At 73.9% G+C, this 6048-nt stretch carries 6 protein-coding genes; 1 reads left to right on the top strand and 5 read right to left on the bottom strand.

The window, feature by feature from the left end; all coding sequences use genetic code 11:
• Nucleotides 1-85: 85 nt before the first annotated feature.
• Nucleotides 86-655: an RNA 2',3'-cyclic phosphodiesterase gene (gene thpR, locus L7D48_RS24325; RefSeq protein WP_237882501.1), complete on the top strand. Its 570-nt coding sequence runs from the start codon at nucleotides 86-88 to the stop codon at nucleotides 653-655.
• 219 nt (nucleotides 656-874) lie between these two features.
• Here the strand turns inward: thpR and L7D48_RS24320 are convergent, their stop codons facing one another.
• The 5 genes from L7D48_RS24320 to L7D48_RS24300 form a co-directional block, all read right to left on the bottom strand.
• Nucleotides 875-1861 (bottom strand): aldo/keto reductase, encoded by a 987-nt coding sequence (locus L7D48_RS24320; protein ID WP_237882499.1) that lies wholly within the window; start codon nucleotides 1859-1861, stop codon nucleotides 875-877.
• A gap of 339 nt (nucleotides 1862-2200) precedes the next feature.
• Nucleotides 2201-3541, bottom strand: coding sequence for an APC family permease (locus tag L7D48_RS24315; RefSeq protein WP_237882497.1), 1341 nt, complete (start codon nucleotides 3539-3541; stop codon nucleotides 2201-2203).
• Nucleotides 3538-3924, bottom strand: coding sequence for a cupin domain-containing protein (locus L7D48_RS24310; RefSeq protein ID WP_237882495.1), 387 nt, complete (start codon nucleotides 3922-3924; stop codon nucleotides 3538-3540). The genes L7D48_RS24315 and L7D48_RS24310 overlap by 4 nt, the downstream gene beginning before the upstream one ends.
• A complete protein-coding gene (locus L7D48_RS24305; RefSeq protein ID WP_237882494.1) occupies nucleotides 3921-4772 on the bottom strand; it encodes a YqcI/YcgG family protein in 852 nt (283 codons plus the stop codon). The genes L7D48_RS24310 and L7D48_RS24305 overlap by 4 nt, the downstream gene beginning before the upstream one ends.
• A 414-nt stretch (nucleotides 4773-5186) precedes the next feature.
• On the bottom strand, nucleotides 5187-5945 hold the full coding sequence (locus L7D48_RS24300; protein WP_237882503.1) for a GDSL-type esterase/lipase family protein: 759 nt from the start codon (nucleotides 5943-5945) through the stop codon (nucleotides 5187-5189).
• Nucleotides 5946-6048 lie beyond the last annotated feature (103 nt).

Raw genomic sequence — 6048 nt, 5'->3', positions numbered from 1 at the left:
CGCCCCCGCCTCCGCGCCGGGCGAGGAGCGGGACCACCGCAGGGACGTGCTCGCGTGAGCGGCCCGCTCACGTGAGACTCTCCCCATGAGGCTTTTCACCGCCGTGCTGCCGCCGCCCTCCGCCGTCGCGGAACTCGGCGAGGAGGTGGAGCGGCTCAGGGGGCTGCCCGGCGCGGACCGGCTGCGCTGGGCCCTCCCCGAGGGCTGGCACTTCACACTCGCCTTCCTGGGTGAGGTGGACGACGACCTCCTGCCCGCGCTGTGCGAGCGTCTGGAGCGCGCCGCCCACCGCCACCACCCCTTCGAGGTGCGGCTGGCCGGGGGCGGCCGGTTCGGCGACCGGGTCCTGTGGGCCGGGGTGGACGCCGGCCGCGAACCGCTGCGGCGGCTGGCCGGCTCCGTCACCGCGGGCGTCAACCGGGCCGGGGTGCCCACCGACGACCGCCCCTACAAGCCGCATCTGACCCTGGCACGCGCCGGCCGCCGAGGACCGCGACCGGACCTGCGGCCCCTGGCGGCCGCCCTGGAGGGCTTCACGGGAAGCCCCTGGCGGGCGGAGGAGCTGGCCCTCGTACGCAGCCGGCTGCCCCGCTCCGGGATCCCCGGGGAGCACCCCCGCTACGAGACGCTGTCGGCCTGGCCGCTGGGCCGCTGACGAGCCGCCGGGGCCCGCCGACAACCCCCTCGGCAGCCCCCCGACGGGCCGCCGGACGGGCGGGCTACCGTTGGGGCGTGGACCCGAAGACCCGTACCCGCATCGTCAGCGGGGCCCTGGTGCTCATGCTCGCCGTGGTGATGCTGGCGGCCCTCATCGGCTGAGACGGCCGTCCGCCCCGCCGGGCGGCGGGGCGGACGGCCGCGGCGCGGCCGCGCGTCACCAGGCGAACGCCTCCGGGGACGGACCGGGGCCGGGGAAGATCTCGTCCAGCGAGGCCAGCAGCTCCTCGCTCAGCTCCAGCTCCACCGCGCGCAGCGCCGAGTCCAGCTGCTCGCGCGTGCGCGGGCCGATGATCGGGCCGGTGATGCCGGGCTGGGCCAGATGCCAGGCCAGGGCCACCTCGCCGGGCTCCAGACCGTGCTTGTCCAGCAGGTCCTCGTACGCCTGGACCTGGTCGCGCAGTCCGGGGTTGTTCGCCAGCGCCTGCGAGGAGCGGCGCTCGGGGTTCTCCCGCTCCTTGCGGAGCACGCCGCCCAGCAGCCCTCCGCCCAGCGGGGACCACGGGATGACGCCGAGGCCGTAGCCGCGCGCCGCCGGGATGACCTCCATCTCGGCGCGGCGCTCGACGAGGCTGTACTTGCACTGCTCGCTGACCAGGCCGAGGCGGCCGGTGCGGGCGGCGGTCTCGTTGGCCCGTGCGATGTGCCAGCCCGCGAAGTTGGACGACCCGACGTACAGGATCTTGCCCTGCTGGACCAGGACGTCCATCGCCTGCCAGATCTCCTCCCACGGCGTGTTCCGGTCGACGTGGTGGAACTGGTACAGGTCGATGTGGTCGGTGCGCAGCCGCTTCAGGCTGGCGTCGACGGCGCGGCGGATGTTCACCGCGGACAGCTTGTCGTGGTTGGGCCAGACGTCGCCGTCCGTGGCCGCCATGTTGCCGTAGACCTTGGTGGCGAGGACCACCTTGTCGCGGCGGTCGCCGCCCTTGGCGAACCAGTTGCCGATGATCTCCTCGGTGCGGCCCTTGTTCTCGCCCCACCCGTAGACATTGGCCGTGTCGAAGAAGTTGACGCCCGCGTCGAGAGCGGCGTCCATGATGGCGTGGCTGTCGGCCTCCTCGGTCTGCGGACCGAAGTTCATCGTGCCGAGGACCAGGCGGCTGACCTTGAGACCGGTGCGTCCGAGCTGCGTGTACTTCATGGACACCAGCCAACGTGCTGGAGTGGGCTCAAGGCAAGCGTGGCGCGGCGAAGGGCCGGACCCGTGGAGACCGCCGCCCTGACGGCCCGGCCCCCGCGCGGCGGGGCCGGGCCGTCAGGGCGCGTCGGCGGCGACGAGTCCGGTGGCGGTGACGTCGGGCCGCTGACGGGCGGGCGGCTCCGGGACGGTGCCGCCCGCCTCAGCGGTACGGACGGGCCGGTGCCGGCGGGGTCCGTGCCCGCACCGGGCACGGACCCCGCTCCGCCCCGGGCGCACCGCCGTGCCGTCCGGGGCACGGCGGCACGCCCGGGGCGGTGCGGGGTCCGGACGGCACGGCCGTCAGCTCCCCGGCGCGGCCTCCCGCCGCTTCCCGCTCCGCCGCGACAGGACGCGGCCGAGCACCAGCAGCGCCAGCGCGTACCCGAGCTGGAGGGGGCCGAAGGTCAGTGCCAGCAGCCCCAGCAGTACGGCGATGGCGATTCCGAACGCCCTGGGAGCGCCGGCCTTGAGCCGCGCGTAGACGACCGCGGAGAACAGGTAGAGCAGGAAGAAGTTCTGCCCCGCGACGGTCAGCAGGTCCGACAGCGACAGCAGGTCGGACGCCGTCGCCAGCGCCATCAGGCTGAAGACCGCGACGCACACCGCCACCGCGTTGCGCGGGGGCGTGCCGGCCGACCGGCTCAGCCTGGCCAGGGGGCGCGGCAGCAGCCCCTCGCGGGCGCTGGACATCACCAGCCGGGAGGCCGCCCACACCGCGCCCACCAGATTGGCGGCGATGATCACCACGCCCAGCACCGACACCACCCAGGCAAGGCCCGGAGCGGCGGCCGACACCACGGCGTGGATCGGCGAGGAGGCGGCCTTCGGGTCGTCCTCCGCCAGCCGCGTCTGGACCGCCCAGGCCAGCAGGACGTAAAGGGTCGTGACGACGAGGAAGCTGATGACCACCACCCGGGGGAAGTCCCTGCGCGGGTCGGCGTACTCCTCGGTGGTGAAGGAGAGCATCTCCCAGCCGGTGAAGGCGAAGAACACCGCTCCCAGCGCCGCCACGCCCAGCGCGAGCTCCTCCGGCCGGGCCGGCGGCAGGTGCTCCACGGGATCGCCGCCGGACAGGCCGAGCACCGCCGCCGCGAGCAGTCCGGCCGTCATGAGCAGCGCCAGGACGATCTGGATGCGCGACGACACCGATCCGCCGATCGCCACCGACAGGCCGGCCAGTGCCAGCAGCCCGATCGCCGCCGCCCAGGCCGGGACTGCGTGCAGACCGGGGATCTGCTGGAGGTAGAAGCCGCCGGTCAGGGCGATGGCCGGGATGCCGAGGCCGAAGGTGCCCAGGAGCATGACCTCCACGCCGGCCGCCCAGGAGCGGCCGAACCCGGCCTGGACGAAGCCGGCGACGCCCCCGGCGCCGGGCAGGTCGGCGCCCAGCCGGGCGAAGACGATCAGCAGCGGGACGGTGACGGCGGCGGCCACGAGCCAGGCGTAGAGGGCGGCCTGGCCGGTCTGGTGGTAGGCGATGCCGGGTGAGACGAGGGCGCCGCTGCCCACCACGATGGTGATGGCCAGCGCCACGGCCCCGGGCAGGCGCAGATGGCCCGCCATCCGTGTGGGGGGCTGGGCGGCCGCGCCCTCGGCGCCGGCCGCCCCGCCCGCGGACTTCGTGCCGTGCGGACCGGTCACGCCGCGGATTCCCGTGCGACCGGGGTGGGGTGCGGGTGCTCGCCGTCGGCCAGGAAGGTGGTCTCGGCCGTACGGCCGTCACGCGGGCGGATCATGTAGACCGCGCCCTGCGGGCCGGCCAGCGAGCCGTGCACGGTGCCGGCGGGCAGCGTGATCCAGGTGCCCGCCGGGCAGTCGCGCTCCTGGTAGGCGCCCGCCGCGTCCCAGAAGAGCAGGGCACTGCCCCGCAGTATGAACAACTCCTCGTCCAGGCTGTGGTGGTGCCAGTTGTGGACCTTGCCCGGCTGGTCGTTCTGCAGCTCGAAGCTGCCCTGGTGCGGAAGGAGTTCGGTGAGGTCGGCCGGGACGGCGGGGGCCGTGCGGCTGTCGAATCGGGGGTTCATACGGCGGTCTCCCGGGCGTTGTCGGCGGTGTTGCGGGCGGTGTCGTGGGCCGAGCCGTCGGCGTGCTGTGCTCCGTGCCTGACGCGCAGGGGGCAGCGCGTCCCACGGTCGTGGGGGGTGTTGTCGTCGTCCAGGAAGTACTGGGCCCACTCCAGGTTGCCCGGCTTGCCGTAACTGCCCAGGAGCGGACTGGCGGGGACGTCGTCGTAGGCGGCCAGGCGGCCGCGGATGATGGTACGGGCGTTGCGGCCCTGCCTGGAGTCCTCGGAGATGTCGTCGAAGACGAAGCGGGGCTGGAAGGTGATCGCGAGGTCCTCGAAGTACCGGCTGTTGCGTCTGCGGTGGGCCGGGGTGTTCGCGACGACGAACATCGGCATTCCGGCGAAGCCGAACTCCCACTCGGGGTCCTCGGTGTCCGGCGGGATGTCCGCCGGCCAGGGCGCGGTGTCCAGGTCGTGCACTGCCTGGAGCAACTCCCACACCAGGGTGCGGAAGCCCTCCACGTCGCGGGCGCGGTCCTCGTCGGTGGTCTCGAAGAACGCCACCAGGGAGGTCCTGCGGCCCAGTTCGGGCGCGAGGGCGACGAAGTCGCCGAGTGCCGCCGCGAGCCGCCGGGCGAGGCCGTCCCCCCGTTCCAGGAAGGAGAAGCGCAGGGTGGCCCTGCGCAGCGCGTCCACACCGAAGACGCACGGGAAGAGGGTGCTCTCGTCGAGCATGCGCTTGCGGAACCGCTCGACCGCGTCCGCCTCCCACGCCTTCTCGCGGGGCTGCCGCGGATCGCACACCGCGGGTGTGGTCAGCGGCAGCGCGGACGGCTCGGAAAAGGGGATTGGAGCGGAATCGGTCATCTGGATACCCCCTGTTGCGTGTTGACAGGACGGTGCCGCCGGAATCCCGGTGGGGATTCTCCGCCGAAGTGTCGGTGGCGCCGAGATGGTTTCAGCACAGCCGTGGGAGGGAGCACTCCTTATCAAGTCAAACACCGTCTTTTTCCGGCCACCCGCACAGGTGCGCACGGCCGGCCGGGAGCGTGTCCGGCGCGCTGTACACCGCTGCCGTGGGCCCGGGCCCGCTGGGAGTGTCCGGATCCGGTACCTTTTCGGCCGCGGTGAATTCAGGCATTCCGGAGCTGCGGCGCATGTCCGTCATCATTCCGGATCCACGGTTTCCCGTGTTTCGCCGCCCGTTGCGGCGGCCCTCCGGGAACCTCCGGGGAATTCTTCACCGCTGCCGGGGGATTCCGGGGCGGAAGGGAGCGGAATTCACCGCTCCACGGTGACCGGCCCGGCCGCGCGCCGGGCGCCGGGTACGCCCGGCCGGGCCCCCGCAGCGCCCGCGGCGTACGGGCCGCCCACGCCCCACGCCCGGTGCATCGCGTCGGCGAAGGCGGCGGCGATGAGGTGCTCGCCGCGGGCGGTGGGGTGGGTGCCGTCGTAGGTGTCGCGGGCCAGGTCCCAGCCGCGCGGCGGTACGGCCGTCAGCAGCGGCGAGGCGGGGGTGGACAACTCGGCCGCGGCCTGCGCCAGCAGTCCGTTGAAGCGCTCGCACTCGGCGGCGAAGAAGGCGTCGTGCCGTGCCCGTATGTTGGGGATCACCGGCAGCAGCACCATCCGCACCCGCGGCTCGGCGAAGCGGGCCTCGGCGACGAAGCGGCGGACGTTGGCGGCGGTGGCGTCGGAGCCGGTGTAGAAGCCGAGGTCGATCAGGCCCAGGAAGACCAGCAGGGTGTCGGCGCGGTGCTCGCGCACCGCACCGCCTATCAACGGGGCCATGTGCAGCCAGCCCTCGCCCCAGCCGGCGAGATGGCGGCGTGCGGCGGCGGGGAAGGCGGGATCGGCGTAGTCGTGGGAGACCGGGGCGTCGGCGTCCTTGTCGTACAGCGCGTCACGGGGGCCGACGATCTCGTACGCGGCGCCGTGCGGCCCGCGGGTGCGCTCCAGATGCCGCCACATGCGGTGGCGCCAGGTGTGCTCACCGGCGCTGCCGATGGTCATGGAGTCGCCGACGAAGAGCACGCGCATCCGCTCATCTTCCCGGAAGGCGGCTGTGACCTGCGACGTGACTCCCGTCACCCACCGGCGCCCCAGTCGGCGCCCGCCGTCGCCCGAGGGGTGGGCGGGCGAC

The organism is Streptomyces sp. ICN903 (assembly GCF_022015835.1).
Lineage (GTDB): Bacteria > Actinomycetota > Actinomycetes > Streptomycetales > Streptomycetaceae > Streptomyces > Streptomyces fenghuangensis.
The sequence above is the reverse complement of the archived record's forward strand: the minus strand, read 5'-3'. Positions and strand labels throughout refer to the sequence as shown.